This window comes from Variovorax sp. BGA-UO-ETr-C22, from assembly GCF_059567965.1.
The window spans coordinates 2,974,342-2,990,543 of record NZ_JCAQPA010000011.1 but is presented as its reverse complement, the minus strand read 5'-3'; the positions used below and the strand labels follow the sequence as shown (position 1 = coordinate 2,990,543).

Sequence of the window (16,202 nt, the reverse complement as noted above, 5' to 3'; positions counted from 1 at the left end):
GAGTTTGAACAACGACCTGTGGAGCTGGAAAAAATCGTGATCGACAAGAGCATCAAGATCCTGGTGGTGGATGACTTCCCGACCATGCGGCGCATCGTGCGCAACCTGTTGAAGGAGCTGGAGTTCCTCAACGTCGACGAGGCCGAGGACGGCGTGGCCGGCCTGGAGAAGCTGCGCGGCGGCAGCTTCGGCTTCGTGGTGTCCGACTGGAACATGCCGAACATGGACGGCCTGACCATGCTGCAGACCATCCGCGCCGACCCCGAGCTGAAGACGCTGCCGGTGCTGATGGTCACGGCCGAGGCCAAGAAGGAAAACATCGTCGCGGCCGCGCAGGCCGGCGCCAACGGCTACGTGGTGAAGCCCTTCACCGCGGCGACGCTGGAAGAGAAGATCACCAAGATCTTCGAGAAGCTGGCCAAGGCATGAGCCAGGACACCCCCGGCGCTGCAGACGCCACCAACAACACCACCGAGGAACTGCTGGGCCGCATCGGCCACCTGACGCGCCAATTGCGCGAAGGCCTGCGCGAGCTGGGCCTGGACAAGCAGGTGGCCAAGGCCGCGCAGGCCATTCCCGATGCGCGCGACCGCCTCAACTACGTGGCGGCCACCACCGAGCGCGCGGCGCACCGCGCACTCAACGCCATCGACGTGGCGCAGCCGCTGCAGGAGGCCCTGGCCACCGACGCCAAGGCCCTGACGCAGCGCTGGGACCAGTGGTTCGAGAACCCGATCGAGCTCGACCAGGCGCGCGAGCTCGTGCTGGACACGCGCGGCTACCTGAACGACGTGCCCCAGCGCGCCAGCGCCATCAACACGCAGCTCATGGAGATCCTGATGGCGCAGGACTTCCAGGACCTCACCGGCCAGGTCATCAAGAAGATGATGGAAGTCGTGAACGACGTCGAGACGCAGCTGCTGCAGGTGCTGATCGACAACTCGCCGCCCGAGAAGCGCCACGAGGCCGTGCAGAGCCTGCAGAACGGGCCGCAGGTGAAGCCCGGCAACCCCGATGCCGTGACCGACCAGGCGCAGGTCGACGACCTGCTCGAAAGCCTCGGTTTCTGAGCCGCTTGCAGCCTGCTTGATTGGCCGAATTGCAGGGCGATACCGGCCCTGATCGGCAGATTGTTCCGCACCACCGGAACCAATAATTTGGTTCTGGGCAAGGCGTACTTCGCCAGTGCTGGTTCGGAGCATGAATGGCTGAGGAAAGCGATCTCGAGAAAACGGAACCCGCCTCCGAGCGGCGCCTGGAGAAGGCGCGCGAGGAAGGCAACGTGGCCCGTTCGCGCGAGCTCACCACCTTCGTCATGCTCGCCACCGCGAGCGCCGGCCTGTGGCTGGCGGGCGAGTCGCTCGGCGCGAGCCTGAGCGGCGCGCTGCGCCGCGGCCTGCAGTTCGAACGCGCCAGCGCCTTCGATCCCGCGCACATGCTCTCGCAGAGCGGGCTCATGGTGCTGCATGCACTCATGGCCATCGGCCCGCTGTTCGCCATGATGGTCGTGGCCGCCGTGGCCGCGCCGCTGATGCTCGGCGGCTGGATGTTCTCCGGCAAGGCCGTTGCACCGAACTTCGGAAAACTCAATCCCCTGGCCGGCATCGGCCGCATGGTCTCGGCGCAGGCGCTGGCCGAACTCGTGAAGGCGCTGGCCAAGTCGGCGCTGATCGGCGGCGTGGCGTGGTGGGTCATCGTGGACGACATCGAGGCCGTGATGGCGCTCATGTCGCAGCCCGCGCACGAGGCGCTGCCGCATGCGCTGGTGCTGGTGGCCAAGCACTGCGCGCTCATCGCCGCCACGCTCTTTCTCGTCGCGCTCGTCGACGTGCCGTTTCAACTCTGGAACTACTACCGCAAGCTGCGCATGTCGCGCGAGGACGTGCGCCAGGAGCACAAGGAAAGCGAAGGCGATCCGCACATCAAGGCGCAGATCCGCCGGCAACAGCAGCAGATGGCGCGCCGCCGCATGATGGCCGAGGTGCCCAAGGCCGACATCGTGCTCACCAACCCGACGCACTTCGCCGTCGCGCTGCAGTACCTGGACAGCGACATGCGCGCGCCCCGCGTGGTCGCCAAGGGCACCGAGCTGGTGGCCGCGCGCATCCGCGAGATGGCCAGGGAGCACAAGGTCGCGATCCTGGAAGCGCCGCCGCTCACGCGCGCGCTCTACCGCCACACGAAGCTGGGCGAGGAAATTCCGGCCGGGCTGTACACGGCCGTGGCCGAGGTGCTGGCCTGGGTGTACCAGCTCAAGCGCTGGAACAGCGAGGGCGGCGAGGCGCCGCGCACGCCGACCGACCTGCCGGTGCCGGCCGACCTGCAGTACTCGCCGGCGGTGGCATGAACGGATTGAACGACCTGATGCGCCTGCCGGCGCGGATCTTCTCCGGCTCGCAGTTCAAGGGCCTGGCGGGCCCGATCCTCATCATCCTCATCCTGAGCATGATGGTGCTGCCGCTGCCGCCCTTCCTGCTCGACCTGCTGTTCACCTTCAACATCGCGCTGTCGGTGATGGTGCTGCTGGTGAGCATGTACACCATGAAGGCGCTGGACTTCGCGGCCTTTCCGGCGGTGCTGCTGTTCTCGACGCTGCTGCGCCTGTCGCTCAACGTGGCCTCCACGCGCGTGGTGCTCATGCACGGCCACACCGGGCCCGACGCGGCCGGCAAGGTGATCGAGGCCTTCGGCCACTTCCTGGTGGGCGGCAACTTCGCGGTGGGCGTGATGGTGTTCATCATCCTCGTGCTCATCAACTTCATGGTGATCACCAAGGGCGCGGGCCGCATCGCCGAGGTGGGGGCGCGCTTCATGCTCGACGCGATGCCGGGCAAGCAGATGGCGATCGACGCCGACCTCAACGCCGGCCTGATCGGCGAGGAGATCGCCCGCAAGCGCCGCGCCGAGGTGGCGCAGGAGGCCGACTTCTACGGCTCGATGGACGGCGCCAGCAAGTTCGTGCGCGGCGACGCGATCGCGGGCCTGCTGATCATGGTGATCAACATCATCGGCGGGCTGGTGGTCGGCATGCTGCAGCACGGGCTCGACTTCTCCACGGCCGGCAAGACCTACACGCTGCTGGCCATCGGTGACGGCCTGGTGGCGCAGATTCCGGCGCTGGTGATCTCCACCGCAGCCGGCGTGATCGTCTCGCGCGTGACCACCGACGAGGACGTGGGCAGCCAGCTCACGGGCCAGCTCTTTTCCAACCCGCAGGTGCTGTTCCTCACGGCCGGCATCGTCGGCCTGCTGGGCATGATCCCCGGCATGCCGAACCTGGCCTTCCTGCTGATCGCGGGCGGCCTGGTGTGGCTCGGCAAGCGGCTGCTGCAGCGCAAGCCGCAGGCGGCCGCGCAGCAGGCCGCCGCTGCCGCCGCCGCGCAGGGGGCAGGCGTGCCCGCCTCGGCCGAGCAGGCCGAAGCCACCTGGGACGACGTGGCCATGGTCGACCCGCTGGGCATGCAGGTCGGCTACCGGCTGATCCCGCTGGTGGACCAGTCGCAGCAGGGCGAGCTGCTGGGCCGCATCAAGAGCATTCGCAAGAAGATCGCGCAGGAGCTGGGCTTCCTGGTGCCGGTGGTCCACATCCGCGACAACCTGGAGATCAAGCCCAACGCCTACGTCATCAGCCTGAAGGACGTGGAGATCGGCCGCGGCGAGGCCTTCCCCAACCAGTGGATGGCGATCAACCCCGGCCAGGTGACGGGCACGCTGACCGGCACGCCCACGCGCGACCCGGCCTTCGGCCTGGAGGCCACCTGGATCGACGCCAGCCTGCGCCAGCAGGCGCAGGTGTACGGCTACACCGTGGTCGATGCCTGCACCGTGATGGCCACGCACCTGAACCACCTGATCCACACCCACGCGGCCGAACTGCTGGGCCGCCAGGAAGTGCAGCAGCTGCTCGACCAGATCGCCAAGACCGCGCCCAAGCTCACCGAAGACCTGGTGCCCAAGGTGCTGTCGCTGAGCACGCTGCACAAGGTGCTGCAGAACCTGCTCGACGAAGAGGTGCCGATCCGCGACATGCGCACCATCCTCGACGTGATGGCCGAGCACGCGCCCACGGTGAAAGACCCGACCGAGCTCACCACGCTCACGCGCCTGGCGCTGGGCCGCGCCATCACGCAGCAGCTGTTCCCGGGCGACGAGGAGATGCAGGTGATCGGCCTGGACGGCTCGCTCGACAGCGTGCTGCAGCAGGCCCTGAACAACAGCAGCGGCATCGAGCCGGGCATTGCCGACAACCTGCTCAAGCAGGCCCAGGCCGCCATCGTGCGCCAGGAGCAGATGGGGCTGGCGCCGGTGCTGGTCGTGCAGCACGCGCTGCGCGTGCTGCTGTCGCGCTTCCTGCGGCGCAGCCTGCCGCAGCTCAAGGTGCTCTCGCACGCCGAGATCCCTGACGCCCGGACCATCAAGATCACCGCCGCCATTGGAGGACGAGCCGTTTGAATCCACAGACCGACGTGCGCACCACCGCACGCAAATTCGTCGCCGCCACCGGCCGCGAGGCCCTGCGCCTGGTGCGCGAATCGCTCGGCGCCGAGGCCATCGTGCTCACGCACCGCGCCACCGCGCAGGGCGTCGAGATCGTCGCCATGGCCGAGGGCGATGTGCAGCAGACGGTGCAAACCGCGGTGCCTGCAGTCGCGCCTGCCACGGCCGCACCCGCCGACCCCACCGTGCTCAGCGAACTCCATTCGATGCGCGGCATGATCGAGGAACAGCTCGCCAGCGTGGTCTGGAACGACAGCCAGCGCCGCGACCCGGTGCGCAGTCGCCTGCTGCGCACGCTGCTCGGCGCCGGCTTCAGCGCGCGCCTGTCGAAGGCCATGCTCGAGAAGCTGCCCACGGGCCAGAGCTACGCCGACGGCATGGCCTTCGTGCGCTCCGAGCTCGTGCGCGCGGTGCCGGTGCATGAAGACGAGGACGCGCTGTTCGCGCAGGGCGGCGTCTATGCCTTGATGGGCCCGACCGGCGTCGGCAAGACCACCACCACCGCCAAGCTGGCCGCACGCTGCGTGATGCGCTTCGGCGCCGACAAGCTCGCGCTCGTCACCACCGACAGCTACCGCATCGGCGCCTACGAGCAGCTGCGCATCTACGGCCAGATCCTCAACGTGCCGGTGCATGCCGTGAAGGACGCGGCCGACCTGCAGCTGGTGCTGCACGACCTGCGCGACCGCCACATGGTGCTCATAGACACCGTCGGCATGAGCCAGCGCGACCGCGCCGTGCCCGAGCAGATCGCCATGCTCGGCAGCAGCCAGCGGCCGGTGAAGCGGCTGCTGCTGCTCAACGCCACCAGCCACGGCGACACGCTCAACGAGGTGGTGCACGCCTACCGCCAGGGCCATGCGCTGGCCGGCTGCATCTTCACCAAGGTCGACGAGGCCACGCACCCGGGCGCGCTGATCGACACCGTGATCCGCCACCGTCTGCCGGTGCACTACATCTCGGGCGGGCAGAAGGTGCCCGAGAACCTGCTGCGCGCCGACCGCGTGCAGCTGGTGGACAGCGTGTTCCAGCCGCGCCAGCACAGCCCGTTGTTCGTGCCGGCGGAAGCCGACCTGCCCGACGAGGTCGCGCCTTCGCCGCAGGCACAGGGCGAGACCGATCGCCTGCGCCTGCGCTACCAGAGCCTGATCCGTGCGATGGCGCACGACGCGCAGGAACTGGCGACCACGGCTGGCGCGCTGGCCGGTGCGCACATCGGCTTCGATGGTGCGCGCACGCTGTGGCGCCGGGCCGGTGACGAGGCCGTCGATGCCAAGGCCGTGCTGCACGACCTGTCGGTGTTCGCGCGCGGCGAGGTGGCTGCGGGATGCGACACCCATGTGCTCGCGCTGGCCGGGCAGGTGGGCCTGCGCGCGACCGACAGCGGTGATGCCTACGTGTGCCACGGCAGCCTGCTGCTGTCGGACCGCAGCGGGTTGCCGCTGGCGGCACCGAACCAGTGGCTTTCGACCGCTGCGGCGCGCCAGGCGGCCGCACCGGGCCAGCGTCAGTCGCAGTGGCTGCAGCAACAGGATTTCGGCAAGCGGCTCGTGCATGTGCTGGGCAAGCCGCCCGCGGTCGAACAGATGCTGGCGTGGCAGGCCGAAGGCTCGCAGTGGCTGGCGCGCGCGCCGGGCGGCACGGCCGTGACGGATGTGCACACCGGCGCCGCGACCACGCTCGCGCGCCTGGCCTTCGCGTTCGACGACACGACCGAGCGGCCCGTGAGCTATCGCGGCAAGGCCGCGCTGCAATGCGAGGCGCAGGTCGAGGTGTTGCCGCGCACCGCCATCGACCGCGACACCCTGCCCATGCTGCGCTGCGTGGCCGTGCGCGTGGTCGATGCGCGCAGCCGCAAGCTGCTGTCGCAGACCTGCGTGCTTACCAACCTGGGCGGCGAGGTCGACGCACCGCAGCTCGCGCAATGGCAGGGCTGGGCCGCCGACGCCGAGCCGTGCTTCCGCCTGCTGCGCGACGGCGTGCAACTGGTGGGCGGCATGGGCGAGCCCGGCGATCCGCACATGATGAAGCGCCTGCTCGTCGCCGGCCAGGTCACGACCACCGTGTGGCGCCTGCTGCAGGCCGAGGGCGAATGGGCCGATCGCACGCGCCTGCTGCTGGGCCAGCTCACGGGCCGCGCCCCGCGCGCCGGCCGCGCGATGACCGGCGGTGCGCTGTACGCGGGGGTGGGCAAGCTGTTCCTGCTGCTCGATGCGTTGGGCACCGAGTCGGCCGGGCCCGCGCAAGCGCCGCGCGCGCTGGAACGCCAGGGCTGAACGTCATGAGTGCACGCGTCACGGACCAGGCCGACGGGCTGCGGCGACTGCTGGGGCAGGCGCCGGTGCGCGTCGTCGCCGTGGCGGGCATGGGCCCTGGCGCAGGCGCGACCACGGCCGCGATGAGCCTGGGCGCGGCGCTGGCGCAGCAGGGCAAGGATGTGCTGCTGCTCGATGAACATCACCCGAAGGGGCGCTCGGTGTGTGATGTGTGGGCGCTCGGCCCACGCGGCACGCTGGCCGATGTGGCGGGGCGGCGGCTGCGCATCGACCAGGCCGCAGCGAGCGCGGTGTGCGGCGTGCAGGTGCTGCCCGCATCGCCCGGCGCGAGCATCGACCCGCGCACGCTGTGGCCGCGCGGCATCGTGCTGGTCGATGCGGCTTTCGACGACGAAGGCCGCCTGTCGCCGCTGGCGCAGGGCGCCGACGAACTGCTGCTGGTGCTGCAACCGCACCCGGCGGCCATCACCTCGGCCTATGCGGGCATCAAGCGCCTGCACCGCGCGCATGCGCTGAAGCAGCTGCGCTTCCTGCTCAACGGCGTGGCCGATGCAGGCACCGCGCAGCAGGTCATGCACAACCTCGCGCAAGCCGCCAGCCGCTACCTCGCGCTGTCGCTGCTGCCCGTGGGCTGGGTGCGCACCGATCCTTGGCTGGCTGATGCGGCGCGGCTGCGCCAGACCGTGGTCGAGGCCTTTGCGGCCAGCGCGGCGGCGGTCGATTTCCGCGCCATCGCCGACGACATGGGTCGCTGGACCTGGCGCACGCCCGCGCGGCCGGCCGTGTTCCCGCAGGCGCTCGCGGCCTGAGACACGACCACGAGGACGGACGGCCGTGTACACCGCACAGGGCACCATCGAGAAATCGCATCTGCTGGAACAGCACCAGCCGCTGGTGCGCCGCATCGCGCTGCAGATGATGGCGCGGCTGCCGGCCAGCGTGGAGCTGGACGACCTGATCCAGGCTGGCATGCTCGGCCTGCTCGATGCGTCGAGCCGCTACCAGGACCACCGCGGCGCGCAGTTCGAGACCTTCGTCAGCCAGCGCATCCGCGGTGCCATGCTCGACGAGCTGCGCGCCAGCGACTGGGGTTCGCGCGGGCTGCGCCAGTCGGCGCGCGGCATTGAAAAAGCGATCCAGGCGCTGGGCCACCGGCTGGGCCGCGCGCCCACCGAAGGCGAGATCGCGAAGGAGCTGAAGGTCGACCTGGACACCTACCAGTCGATGCTGCAGGACATCCAGGGCTGCCAGCTGCTGTACGTGGAAGACTTCGCCAAGGGCGACCCCGACAACCCCTTTCTCGACCTGCATGCGCAAGAGGCGCGCAAGGGGCGCGGCGACTTCGACGACCCGCTGGCGCGCCTGCTCGAAAGCGGCTTTCGCCACCAGCTGGTGGACGCCATTGGCGCGCTGCCCGAGCGCGACCAGCTGCTGCTCAAGCTCTACTACGAGGAAGAGCTGAACCTGCGCGAGATCGGCGCGGTGCTCGAGGTGAGCCAGTCGCGCGTGTGCCAGCTGCACGGCCAGGCGGTGAGCCGCTTGCGCGCGAAGCTGAAGGACTCTCTGTAGAGAAGCTCAGCTGGCGTAGCGCGCGTCGAGCGCATCGAGCTCGGGCTTGCGCACCAGCCGCTGCCGTTCGGCGAAGGGCGCGACCAGCGACGGGTCTTCGTCCATGCGCCGCGTGTCGCGCAGCACCGTGAGCGCCTTCTGCATGCCGGCCAGCGCGCCCTGCAGCGCGGCGTTGGCGTACAGCACGATGCCGTAGCCGAGGCCGCCGAGTTCCTCGGCGCCGAAGATCGGCGTCTTGCCGCCGATCACCATGTTCATGAGCTGGGGTTTTGCCAGCCGCTGCGGCAGTGCGCGGATCTCGTCGGCCGTGGTGACGGCTTCGACGAACAGGATGTCGGCGCCGGCCTCGCTGAACTTCTGCGCGCGCTCGATCGCGGCCTCGAAACCCAGCGTCGCCGCCGCGTCGGTGCGGGCCATGATGAGCAGGTCGGGGTCGGTGCGGGCATCGACGGCGGCCTTGATCTTGTTGACCGCCTCCTCGGCGGAGATCACGTCCTTGCCCGAGAAATGGCCGCAGCGCTTGGGCGCGACCTGGTCCTCGAACTGGATGCAGTCGGCGCCCGCGCGCTCCAGCACGCGCACCGTGTGGCGCACGTTCAGCGCGTTGCCGAAGCCGGTGTCGGCATCGACGATCAGCGGCAGGTTCACCGCGTCGCGGATGCGCGCCGTGTGGTCTGCGATCTCATGCAGGCCCATGAAGCCCTGGTCGGGCAGGCCGAACCACATGTTGGTGACGCCCGCGCCGGTGACGTAAATGGCCTCGAAGCCCAGGTCTTCGATGACACGCGCCGACAGCGCGTTGAAGGCGCCCGGCACGAGCACGCCACGGCGGGCCTCGGCCAGGGAACGGAGGGTCTTGCGAGTCGACATCGGGATTTCCTGTGAATGGATCTGAAAGCTCAAAGGGTGTCGCCGGGCACACGGACCCAGCCTTCCATCAAGACGCGGGCGCTGCGGCTCATGACGGCTTTGGTGACCTGCCACTCGCCATCGACCTGGCTGGCCTGCGCGCCCACGCGCAAGGTGCCCGAGGGGTGGCCGAAGCGCACGGCCTCGCGCGCGCCGCCGCCGGCCGCGAGGTTCACCAGCGTGCCGGGAATGGCGGCGGCCGTGCCGATGGCCACGGCCGCCGTGCCCATCATGGCGTGGTGCAGCTTGCCCATCGACAGCGCGCGCACGAGCAGGTCGATGTCGCCGGCCGCCACCGCCTTGCCGCTCGATGCGGTGTAGCCCACAGGCTTCGCCACGAAGGCGACCTTGGGCGTGTGCTGGCGGCTGGCGGCTTCGTCGAGCGTGCGGATCAGGCCCATGCGCAGCGCACCGTGCGCGCGGATGGCCTCGAAGCGGGCGAGCGCGGCGGCATCGCCGTTGATCGCGTCCTGCAGCTCGGTGCCGGTGTAGCCAAGCGCCTCGGCGTTCACGAAGACGGTGGGGATGCCGGCGTTGATCATCGTGGCCTGCAGCGTGCCGAGGCCGGGCACCTCGAGGTCGTCGACGAGGTTGCCGGTCGGGAACATCGCGCCGCCTGCGCCGTCTTCTTCGGCGGCGGGGTCCATGAATTCGAGCTGCACCTCGGCCGCGGGGAAGGTCACGCCGTCGAGTTCGAAGTCGCCGGTCTCCTGCACCGCGCCGCCGGCCATCGGCACGTGCGCGACGATGGTCTTGCCGATGTTGGCCTGCCAGATGCGCACGACGGCCACGCCGTCGCGCGGCACGCGTGCTGCGTCGATGAGGCCGTTGCTGATCGCGAACGGCCCGACGGCCGACGAGAGGTTGCCGCAGTTGCCGCTCCAGTCCACGAAAGGCCGGTCGATCGACACCTGGCCGAACAGATAGTCCACGTCGTGGCCGGGCCGCTCGCTCTTCGAGAGGATCACGGTCTTGCTGGTGCTCGAGGTCGCGGCGCCCATGCCGTCGATCTGCTTGCCGTAGGGGTCGGGGCTGCCGATCACGCGCAGCAGCAGCGCATCGCGCGCGGGGCCCGGCACCTGCGCGGCCTCGGGCAGGTCCTGCAGGCGGAAGAAAACGCCCTTGCTGGTGCCGCCGCGCATGTAGGTGGCGGGGATCTTGATCTGCGGAATGTGCGGCATCGTCAGTCGGCTTTCGTGGCGGCGAGGAAGTCCTGCGCGAAGCGCTGCAGCACCCCGCCGGCTTCGTAGATGGAGGCCTCTTCGGCGGTGTCGAGGCGGCAGGTCATGGGCACGTCGAGCCGCTCGCCATTGCGGCGGTGCACGACCAGCACGAGGTCGGCGCGCGGGGTGCGCGCGCCGGTCACATCGTAGGTCTCGGTGCCGTCCAGGCCGAGCGTGAGGCGGTTGGTGCCCGGCTTGAATTCGAGCGGCAGCACGCCCATGCCGATGAGGTTGGTGCGGTGGATGCGCTCGAAGCCTTCCGCCGCAATCGCTTCCACGCCGGCCAGCCGCACGCCCTTGGCGGCCCAGTCGCGCGACGAGCCCTGGCCGTAGTCGGCGCCGGCCACGATGATCAGCGGCTGCTTGCGCAGCATGTAGGTCTCGATGGCTTCCCACATGCGCATCACCTCGCCCTCGGGCTCCACGCGCGCGAGCGATCCGGCGCGCACCGTGCCGTCGGCCTTGCGCACCATCTCGTTCTTCAGCGTCGGGTTGGCGAAGGTGGCGCGCTGCGCCGTGAGGTGGTCGCCGCGGTGGGTGGCGTAGGAGTTGAAGTCGTCCTCGGGCAGGCCCATGCGGTGCAGGTACTGGCCGGCCGCGCTGTCCAGCAGGATCGCATTCGACGGCGACAGATGGTCGGTCGTGATGTTGTCCGGCAGGATGGCCAGCGGGCGCATGCCCTTCAGCGTGCGCTCGCCCGCCAGCGCGCCTTCCCAGTACGGCGGGCGGCGGATGTAGGTGGAGGCGGGGCGCCAGTCGTACAGCGGCGCGACCTGCTCGCCCGTGTCGGGCTGGATCGCGAACATCGGTTCGTACACCTGGCGGAAGTGCGCGGGCTTCACGCTGGCCTTCACGATGGCGTCGATCTCTTCGTCGCTGGGCCAGAGGTCTTTGAGGCGAATCTCCTTGCCATCGACCACGGTGAGCACGTCCTTCTCGATGTCGAAGCGCACCGTGCCCGCGATGGCGTAGGCCACCACCAGCGGCGGCGAGGCCAGGAAGGCCTGCTTCGCATACGGATGGATGCGGCCGTCGAAGTTGCGGTTGCCCGAGAGCACGGCCGTGGCGTACAGGTCGCGATCGACGATCTCCTGCTGGATGGCCGGGTCGAGCGCGCCCGACATGCCGTTGCACGAGGTGCAGGCATAGGCGACCACGCCGAAGCCGAGCTGTTCGAGCTCGCGCATCAGGCCCGCATCTTCCAGGTACAGCGTGACCGCTTTCGAGCCGGGCGCCAGCGAAGTCTTGACCCACGGCTTGCGCGCCAGCCCCACGCGGTTGGCGTTGCGCGCGAGCAGGCCCGCGGCGATCACGTTGCGCGGGTTGCTGGTGTTGGTGCAGCTGGTGATGGCCGCGATGATCACGGCGCCGTCGGGCATCTGGCCGGGCACCTCGTCCCACGGTGCGGCGATGCCGCGCGCCGCGAGGTCGGCGGTGGCCACGCGCGCATGCGGGTTCGACGGGCCGGCCATGTTGCGCACGACCGTCGACAGATCGAACTGCAGCACGCGCTCGTACACGACCTCGGCGAGCGTGTCGGCCCACAGGCCCGCCTGTTTCGCATAGACCTCGACCAGGCGCACCTGCTCGTCGGCGCGGCCCGTGAGGCGCAGGTAGTCGAGCGTCTGCGTGTCGATGGCGAACATCGCGGCGGTGGCGCCGTACTCGGGCGCCATGTTGGAGATGGTCGCGCGGTCGCCCAGCGTGAGGCTGGCCGCGCCTTCGCCGTGGAACTCCAGGTACGCGCCCACCACCTTCGCCGCGCGCAGGAACTCGGTGAGCGCCAGCACGACGTCGGTGGCCGTGATGCCCGGTTGCGGCCGGCCCGCCAGGCGCACGCCGACGATGTCGGGCAGCCGCATCCACGAGGCTCGGCCGAGCATCACGTTCTCGGCCTCGAGCCCGCCCACGCCGACGGCGACCACGCCCAGCGCATCGACGTGCGGCGTGTGGCTGTCGGTGCCCACCAGCGTGTCGGGGTAGGCCACGCCGTCCTGCGCATGCACGACGGGTGACATCCGCTCCAGGTTGATCTGGTGCATGATCCCGTTCCCCGGCGGGATCACCTCCATGTTGCGGAAGGCCCGCTTCGTCCATTCGATGAAGTGAAAGCGGTCTTCGTTGCGCCGGTCCTCGATGGCGCGGTTCTTCGCGAAGGCATCGGGGTCGAAGCCGCCGCACTCCACCGCCAGCGAGTGGTCGACGATGAGCTGCACCGGCACCACGGGGTTCACCTGCGACGGATCGCCGCCCTGTTCGGCGATGGCGTCGCGCAGGCCGGCCAGGTCGACCAGCGCGGTCTGGCCGAGGATGTCGTGGCAGACCACGCGCGCGGGAAACCACGGAAAGTCATGGTCGCGCCGGCGCTCGATGAGCTGCGTGAGGCTCTGCACGAGGATCGCCGGGTCGCAGCGGCGCACGAGGTTCTCGGCATGCACGCGCGCGGTGTAGGGCATCGGGGCCCAGGCGCCGGCCTGGATGGCCTCGACGGCTTCGCGCGCATCGAAGTAGTCCAGCGCGGTGCCGGGAAGGTTCTTGCGGTAGTCGGTGTTCATGGGGCGCTTGTCGCTCGGCACCCGCGCGCAGGCACGGGCGCTTTTCTTCTTCTCGTGTTTTTACTTCCGATCCTGGATCGGCGCGAACTTCAGGTCTTCGGGGCCCGTGTAGTTGGCGCTCGGCCGGATGATCTTGTTGTCGATGCGCTGCTCGATGATGTGCGCCGCCCAACCCGAGGTGCGCGCAATGACGAACAGCGGCGTGAACATGGCGGTGGGCACGCCCATCATGTGGTAGCTCACGGCGCTGAACCAGTCGAGGTTGGGGAACATCTGCTTCACGTCCCACATCACGGTCTCGAGCCGCTCGGCAATGTCGAACATCTTGGTCGAGCCGGCCTCCTGCGACAGCGTGCGCGCCACGCCCTTGATGACCACGTTGCGCGGGTCGCTCACGGTGTAGACGGGGTGGCCGAAGCCGATCACGACCTCCTTGGCGGCGACGCGGCGGCGGATGTCGGCCTCGGCCTCGTCGGGTGCGTCGTAGCGCTTCTGGATCTCGAAGGCCACCTCGTTCGCGCCGCCGTGCTTGGGGCCACGCAGCGCGCCGATGGCGCCGGTGATGGCCGAGTACACATCGGAGCCCGTGCCCGCGACCACGCGCGCCGTGAAGGTGGAGGCATTGAACTCGTGCTCGGCATAGAGGTTGAGCGAGGTGTGCATCGCGCGCTCCCACTGCGCGCTGGGCTTGCGCCCGTGCAGCAGGTGCAGGAAGTGCGCGCCGATGGAGTCGTCGTCGGTCTCGACCTCGATGCGCCGGCCCTGCGTCGACCAGTGGTACCAGTACAGCAGCATCGAGCCGAGCGAGGCCATGAGGCGGTCGGCGATGTCGCGCGCGCCGGGCAGGTTGTGGTCTTCCTTCTCGGGCAGCAGGCAGCCCAGCGACGAGACGCCGGTGCGCATCACGTCCATCGGGTGGGCGCTGGCGGGCAGCTGCTCCAGCGCCTCCTTCAGGCTCGCGGGCAGGCCGCGCATGGCCTTGAGCTTGGCCTTGTAAGCGCGCAGTTCGGCGGCCGTGGGCAGCTTGCCGTGCACCAGCAGGTGCGCGATTTCCTCGAACTCGCAGACCTCGGCGATGTCCAGGATGTCGTAGCCGCGGTAGTGCAGGTCGTTGCCCGTGCGGCCCACGGTGCACAGGGCGGTGTTGCCGGCGGTCACGCCCGACAGGGCGACGGATTTCTTGGGCTTGAAGCCGATGGGGGTGGCGGTGTCGTTCATGCGGGTTCCTTGTCTGTGGGCACGGGGTGCAGGTAGGTGTTGCGCAGGCGCGCCGGACGGCCGCGGCCGTCGACGGCCACCATCTCGAACAGGCCCTTCAGCGACGGGCGTGCTTCGCCGTCGGGCGGCTCGGCTGCGCCGGTGACGCAGACCGTGAGCGAACTGCGCCCGGCGCGCGTCACCCAGGCCCGCAGGCGCAGCACATGGCCGACCGGCACGGGCGCGAGGAACTGCGCGTCGCCCAGGCTGGCCATCACCACGTCGGACTTCGCGAAGGCGCGCGCGGCGAGGAACGCAGCCTTCGACATCAGCAGCAGTGCGTTGCCGCCGAACAGCGTGCCGTAGTGGTTGGCGTGCTCGGGGAACACGATGTCGGTCAGCTCGATGGCGGCGGATCGGTTTGTCATGCTTCGCAATTTACGCAATCGAACGCCCATAATGAAGGCCTGAATTGGCAAATCATTGCGAATGAAGACGACTGATTTTGCAAATATTGCGAATATCGCAAAGACCCACGAGGTGACCCGATGAGCAAGACCTTCATGGGCGTGCGCCTGCGCACGCTGCGCGCCGAACGCGGCCTCACGCAGGTGGCGCTGGCCCAGATGCTGGGCCTGTCGCCGAGCTACCTGAACCAGATCGAGCAGAACCAGCGCCCGCTCACCGTGGCGGTGCTGCTGCGCATCAGCAAGACGCTCGGTGTCGACGTGCAGCAGTTCTCCGAGGACGAAGAGGCGCGGCTCGTGGCCCGCATGCGCGAGGCGCTGGCGGACAACCCCGGCGGCGAGGCCGTGGCGCTGCCCGAGCTGCGCGAGGTGGCGTCGCAGATGCCCGCCGTGGCGCGTGCGCTGCTCGCCTTGCACCGCCGCCACCAGGAGGCGCAGGAGCGGCTGGAGCTCATGGCCGCCGAACTGGGCGACGGGCGCGGCGACATCTCGCGCAGCCGGCCGATGCCTTTCGAGGTGGTGCGCGATTTCTTCTTTGCCCACCAGAACCATTTCGACCCGCTCGACACGGCCGCCGAATCGCTCGCCGCCGAAGCTCGCGCGCACGGTGGACCGCTCGCCGAATGGCTCCAGCAGCGGCTTCTTTCGGCGCACGGCGTGCGCGTGGTGCCGGGCGACGAAGGGGAGGGCGCGCTCGACAGCCAGCGCCGCTACGACCCGGCCCGCCGCGTGCTGCGCCTGTCGGCCGGCCTGGAGCCGGGCCAGCAGGCCTTCCAGCTGGCCACGCAACTCGCGCTGCTGGAGCAGGCCGCGCTCATCGAGTCGCTGGTCGTGCAGGCCGATTTCGGCGACGCCCCGGCCCACGCGCTCGCGCGCATCGGGCTGGCCAACTACTTCGCGGCGGCCGTGCTGCTGCCCTACGGCCCGTTCCTGCAGGCGGCCGAAGCGCTGCGCTACGACATCGATCTGCTCGCGCGCCAGTTCGGCGTCGGCTTCGAAACCGTCTGCCACCGCCTGAGCAGCCTGCAGCGCCCGGGTGCGTCGGGCGTGCCCTTCTTCTTCATCCGCGTGGACCGGGCCGGCAACATCTCCAAGCGGCAATCGGCCACGCATTTCCACTTCTCGAAGACCGGCGGCACCTGCCCGCTGTGGAACGTGTACGAGGCCTTCGCGCAGCCCGGGCGCGTGCTGCCGCAGCTGGCGCGCATGCCCGACGGCCGCGCCTACCTGTGGATCGCGCGCACCGTGTCGCACGGCCAGCGCGGCTTCGGCTCACCGAGCAAGACCTTCTCGATCGGCCTGGGCTGCGACATCCGCCACGCCCCGCGCCTGGTCTACGCCAAGGGCCTGGACCTGAAGGACCCCGACGTGCCCACGCCCATCGGCATGGGCTGCAAGGTGTGCGAACGCGTAGCCTGCCCGCAGCGGGCGTTTCCGTTCATCGGGCGGCCGCTGGATGTGAACGAGAACGAAAGCAGGTTCACGCCCTACGCCGTGGCTGGTGCGTAG

The 16,202-nt window shown here is 69.6% G+C and carries 13 protein-coding genes; 8 read left to right on the top strand and 5 right to left on the bottom strand.

The window, feature by feature from the left end; translation table 11 throughout:
• Window positions 1–36: 36 nt before the first annotated feature.
• From cheY to AC57B8_RS34170, 7 genes are all read left to right on the top strand, one after another.
• On the top strand, window positions 37–429 hold the full coding sequence (gene cheY, locus AC57B8_RS34200) for a chemotaxis response regulator CheY (protein WP_056582361.1): 393 nt from the start codon (window positions 37–39) through the stop codon (window positions 427–429).
• Complete coding sequence (gene cheZ / locus AC57B8_RS34195; RefSeq protein WP_095744087.1) at window positions 426–1,070, top strand: protein phosphatase CheZ; 645 nt, start codon at window positions 426–428, stop codon at window positions 1,068–1,070. Before cheY ends, cheZ begins: the two co-directional genes overlap by 4 nt.
• Window positions 1,071–1,204: 134 nt before the next feature.
• The gene (gene flhB, locus AC57B8_RS34190; RefSeq protein WP_159278069.1) at window positions 1,205–2,347 is read left to right on the top strand and encodes a flagellar biosynthesis protein FlhB; all 1,143 of its coding nucleotides are present in this window, start codon (window positions 1,205–1,207) and stop codon (window positions 2,345–2,347) included.
• Window positions 2,344–4,452, top strand: a complete 2,109-nt coding sequence (gene flhA, locus AC57B8_RS34185) for a flagellar biosynthesis protein FlhA (RefSeq protein ID WP_496482090.1) — start codon at window positions 2,344–2,346, stop codon at window positions 4,450–4,452. The genes flhB and flhA overlap by 4 nt, the downstream gene beginning before the upstream one ends.
• The gene (gene flhF / locus AC57B8_RS34180) at window positions 4,449–6,773 is read left to right on the top strand and encodes a flagellar biosynthesis GTPase FlhF (protein ID WP_496482089.1); all 2,325 of its coding nucleotides are present in this window, start codon (window positions 4,449–4,451) and stop codon (window positions 6,771–6,773) included. The genes flhA and flhF overlap by 4 nt, the downstream gene beginning before the upstream one ends.
• Before the next feature lie 5 nt (window positions 6,774–6,778).
• Window positions 6,779–7,582 (top strand): MinD/ParA family ATP-binding protein, encoded by an 804-nt coding sequence (locus AC57B8_RS34175; protein ID WP_496482088.1) that lies wholly within the window; start codon window positions 6,779–6,781, stop codon window positions 7,580–7,582.
• 25 nt (window positions 7,583–7,607) lie between these two features.
• Window positions 7,608–8,342 carry an RNA polymerase sigma factor FliA gene (locus tag AC57B8_RS34170; protein ID WP_070061574.1) on the top strand — a complete coding sequence of 245 codons (735 nt, stop codon included), beginning with the start codon at window positions 7,608–7,610 and terminating at the stop codon, window positions 8,340–8,342.
• A gap of 6 nt (window positions 8,343–8,348) precedes the next feature.
• Here the strand turns inward: AC57B8_RS34170 and AC57B8_RS34165 are convergent, their stop codons facing one another.
• The 5 genes from AC57B8_RS34165 to AC57B8_RS34145 are packed head-to-tail and all read right to left on the bottom strand — an operon-like array spanning window position 8,349 to window position 14,654.
• The gene (locus tag AC57B8_RS34165; RefSeq protein WP_496482087.1) at window positions 8,349–9,212 is read right to left on the bottom strand and encodes an isocitrate lyase/PEP mutase family protein; all 864 of its coding nucleotides are present in this window, start codon (window positions 9,210–9,212) and stop codon (window positions 8,349–8,351) included.
• Between the two features lie 29 nt (window positions 9,213–9,241).
• A complete protein-coding gene (prpF, locus tag AC57B8_RS34160; RefSeq protein ID WP_496482086.1) occupies window positions 9,242–10,432 on the bottom strand; it encodes a 2-methylaconitate cis-trans isomerase PrpF in 1,191 nt (396 codons plus the stop codon).
• Window positions 10,433–10,434: 2 nt separating this feature from the next.
• A complete protein-coding gene (gene acnD / locus AC57B8_RS34155) occupies window positions 10,435–13,029 on the bottom strand; it encodes a Fe/S-dependent 2-methylisocitrate dehydratase AcnD (RefSeq protein WP_496482085.1) in 2,595 nt (864 codons plus the stop codon).
• Between the two features lie 60 nt (window positions 13,030–13,089).
• Complete coding sequence (gene prpC / locus AC57B8_RS34150; protein ID WP_496482084.1) at window positions 13,090–14,247, bottom strand: bifunctional 2-methylcitrate synthase/citrate synthase; 1,158 nt, start codon at window positions 14,245–14,247, stop codon at window positions 13,090–13,092.
• Window positions 14,244–14,654 carry an acyl-CoA thioesterase gene (locus AC57B8_RS34145; RefSeq protein WP_095744096.1) on the bottom strand — a complete coding sequence of 137 codons (411 nt, stop codon included), beginning with the start codon at window positions 14,652–14,654 and terminating at the stop codon, window positions 14,244–14,246. The genes prpC and AC57B8_RS34145 overlap by 4 nt, the downstream gene beginning before the upstream one ends.
• A 120-nt stretch (window positions 14,655–14,774) precedes the next feature.
• Between AC57B8_RS34145 and AC57B8_RS34140 the strand changes: the two genes are divergently transcribed.
• Window positions 14,775–16,202, top strand: coding sequence for a short-chain fatty acyl-CoA regulator family protein (locus AC57B8_RS34140; RefSeq protein WP_495267312.1), 1,428 nt, complete (start codon window positions 14,775–14,777; stop codon window positions 16,200–16,202).

Coding starts and splice junctions, on each gene's coding strand:
- cheZ (WP_095744087.1), top strand. CDS start 426: ATGAGCCAGGACACCCCCGGCGCTGCAGACGCCACCAACAACACCACC.
- flhB (WP_159278069.1), top strand. CDS start 1,205: ATGGCTGAGGAAAGCGATCTCGAGAAAACGGAACCCGCCTCCGAGCGG.
- flhA (WP_496482090.1), top strand. CDS start 2,344: ATGAACGGATTGAACGACCTGATGCGCCTGCCGGCGCGGATCTTCTCC.
- AC57B8_RS34175 (WP_496482088.1), top strand. CDS start 6,779: ATGAGTGCACGCGTCACGGACCAGGCCGACGGGCTGCGGCGACTGCTG.
- AC57B8_RS34165 (WP_496482087.1), bottom strand. CDS start 9,212: ATGTCGACTCGCAAGACCCTCCGTTCCCTGGCCGAGGCCCGCCGTGGC.
- prpF (WP_496482086.1), bottom strand. CDS start 10,432: ATGCCGCACATTCCGCAGATCAAGATCCCCGCCACCTACATGCGCGGC.
- acnD (WP_496482085.1), bottom strand. CDS start 13,029: ATGAACACCGACTACCGCAAGAACCTTCCCGGCACCGCGCTGGACTAC.
- prpC (WP_496482084.1), bottom strand. CDS start 14,247: ATGAACGACACCGCCACCCCCATCGGCTTCAAGCCCAAGAAATCCGTC.
- AC57B8_RS34145 (WP_095744096.1), bottom strand. CDS start 14,654: ATGACAAACCGATCCGCCGCCATCGAGCTGACCGACATCGTGTTCCCC.
- AC57B8_RS34140 (WP_495267312.1), top strand. CDS start 14,775: ATGAGCAAGACCTTCATGGGCGTGCGCCTGCGCACGCTGCGCGCCGAA.